Origin of the sequence: Bacillus sp. GMa5/1 (genome assembly GCF_050172015.1) — a bacterium.
Lineage (GTDB): Bacteria > Bacillota > Bacilli > Bacillales > Bacillaceae_G > Bacillus_A > Bacillus_A cereus.
In genome coordinates, this window is sequence record NZ_JBNLYC010000336.1 from 1 (window position 1) to 2,421 (window position 2,421).

A 2,421-nucleotide genomic window follows, 5' to 3' on the forward strand; every position below is an offset into this window, starting at 1 on the left:
ATTATATAAAAAGGAATCAAATCTATAAGTAAGATTTAAATCCTTTTCGAAATCAAAAAGACTTTGTCAAAATCTAATATAATTTATGCTTGTCTTTTTAATATGTATCTAGTAAAAACATATTTTTTATCCATAGAATTCTGTTTTCAATGCTAGGAATTAGTGTTCTAAACAAGAAACCGTACAAAGTGATCTGAAAAACCTGAGAGATATTGTATGTAGTTTGCTCATCTCCAGGTACTACAATAAAAGAGCCTTACCTTTCTAGGCAAGACTCTACTAGTTTAGTTGTATACTATTTACATGATAACTAAGAAACAGAAAACATATAACACCAAATAACAGCACCCTATTACTCCTCCTACAGCTAATACCTGTTTAACCCAACTCTTAAATTTTTGATTACTGTAAATCGCTTGCACTCTTTCCATATTTCCTCCTATTAAGCAGAACCCTTAAAGACTCTCACCTCGCTATAGTACCATTAAAAAATGAATAATAGAGATCTAATGTATAAATATGCAATATTGCATACGAAAATGTATTGTTATAATTGTAAGCGCTTACTATAATAAGGTTATAAAGATTTACTACATCTTAATACGAAAAAGAGGAGAGAATAATATGGAAATCGCAATGGCAGTTTTAAAATTTATAGGTGGAGCAATCCCATTAATTCAAGAACTACTAAAAGCATTTATGTAAATTCACTATTTAGCAATTATTTATAAAAATTATTATACAAATGATCTATATATAAAAAATGAATTGGTTTACAGATCATTTGCGTGATCAAGGTCCCTTTAACATGACTAAGGGGCCTTTTTAAAATTTTTAAATAATTAAGGTTACGTCACATCACGATCAAGTTAGCAAAATAAAATGAAACTTTAACTTGATGGTGATGGGGTAACAGTTGTGATTTAGAGATAAGATCAGATTATACAAAGTTTTGCACGTCAGCGATACTGAAAATAAACTTCGCCTTTAGTAGCAAGAATCCCCAATAAAGATAGTCAACTTGCCTATTTAGGAATAAGAGTGTCAATTTAAATGATGCATTCTGAAACACTACTCTTCTTCTAAAATAGCGTAATAATATTCATCCCACCATTCATTCCCATGTGGTATACACTTCCTGAAATAGCCTTCTCTTCTCATTCCAATCTTCTCCATTACTCGATATGATGGGGTATTTTGTGGTTGACATGTAGCTATAATCCTATGTAATTTCATTTCCTTAAAGCCATATTCCAATGTAGCTTGTGCTGCTTCAGAAGCATATCCTTTATTGAAATATTTAGGATTGAACACCCAACCAATCTCATATGTATGCTCACCAAAATATTTATGAAAAACTATATGACCAATCAGAATATCTTTATCAATTAATACTACAGGAAAGTTCTTAGCGTTTTCACCAATGTTTTCATTCACAAAGTTTCTTGTATTTTCTTCAGTAAAAACCCCTTCAGGTATGTATTTCATAACATTGATATCTGATGTATACTCATGAACAGCTTGCCAATCTTTGAACTCAAATTTCCGTATTAATAATCTTTCTGTTTTTATAAACATTTACTTTTCCCCCTCAAAAAATTGCAACTATATTTTAAATCCACATTTAACCCTTAAAACAAAAAGAACTTGTAGGACTCTCTACAAGTTCTTTTTAGTTTAAGGTGAATATACGAGCCAAACAAACTATCTTACAGATTGACTGTAGAAACTTTAGGGGTAATGCTTTGACAAATATATTATATAACAAATATTAACATCCACAGGATTTATTTTTGAAAATTATGTGAATTAAGAAAGGAAGTAGTTTTTTCTTAGCTATTATTATTATTAACTGACGGTATCATTATATTTCATTCTGCAACTTATTTAGAAGCGCTATGTACATTTCGAAGAAGTTCTTCAATAAGTTTTGTTTTTTCATTTACCTTTGTGGCATATGTGAAATCACCATAACAATATGGATACCTAAAATTATTTTTATTTCCACCACAAGTATACATCGCTGGATTTTGATCAACTTTCATCTTAGAAAATTTTTTGGCCGAATCCTCCGAGTGTTGTTTAACTTCTTGACTAGCAATAAAATCAATATACCCTGGCCCCATATTATAGCTTTGAATAATTGTATCCATGCTAACATCTTTTTCCGTTCCATATTTGTACATTTTAGCAAAGTGCTTTACCCCTTGTTTAATGCTCAAGCTTGTCTCTTGAATTTCATTTGCCTTTAATCCAAGTGATTCGGATGACTGCATAGGGTCGTTTCCCTCACCTCTACTCTCTTGATACATAATTCCTAATAAAATTGGTGTTTTCTCTCCTAAATTATATTTTTCTAATTCTTTTTTTAAGGTAGACTCATATTGCAATACACGTTTTTCGGTGGCTTGCGCTTTATTT

General features: G+C 30.6%; 3 protein-coding genes. 1 reads left to right on the plus strand and 2 read right to left on the minus strand.

Annotation, left to right across the window (positions count from 1 at the left end):
* The first annotated feature begins 519 nt into the window (after window positions 1-519).
* The gene (locus tag ACQGSG_RS28290; RefSeq protein WP_001987408.1) at window positions 520-705 is read left to right on the plus strand and encodes a hypothetical protein; all 186 of its coding nucleotides are present in this window, start codon (window positions 520-522) and stop codon (window positions 703-705) included.
* 366 nt (window positions 706-1,071) lie between these two features.
* Here the strand turns inward: ACQGSG_RS28290 and ACQGSG_RS28295 are convergent, their stop codons facing one another.
* Both ACQGSG_RS28295 and ACQGSG_RS28300 read right to left on the minus strand, forming a co-directional pair.
* The gene (locus tag ACQGSG_RS28295; RefSeq protein ID WP_000470144.1) at window positions 1,072-1,578 is read right to left on the minus strand and encodes a GNAT family N-acetyltransferase; all 507 of its coding nucleotides are present in this window, start codon (window positions 1,576-1,578) and stop codon (window positions 1,072-1,074) included.
* Window positions 1,579-1,883: 305 nt separating this feature from the next.
* The coding region (locus tag ACQGSG_RS28300; protein ID WP_426948639.1) for a lysozyme family protein at window positions 1,884-2,421 on the minus strand (538 nt) is incomplete at its 5' end.

Excerpts from the sequence above, each read along its gene's own strand:
- ACQGSG_RS28290 (WP_001987408.1), top strand. The coding sequence starts at position 520 with ATGCAATATTGCATACGAAAATGTATTGTTATAATTGTAAGCGCTTAC.
- ACQGSG_RS28295 (WP_000470144.1), bottom strand. The coding sequence starts at position 1,578 with ATGTTTATAAAAACAGAAAGATTATTAATACGGAAATTTGAGTTCAAA.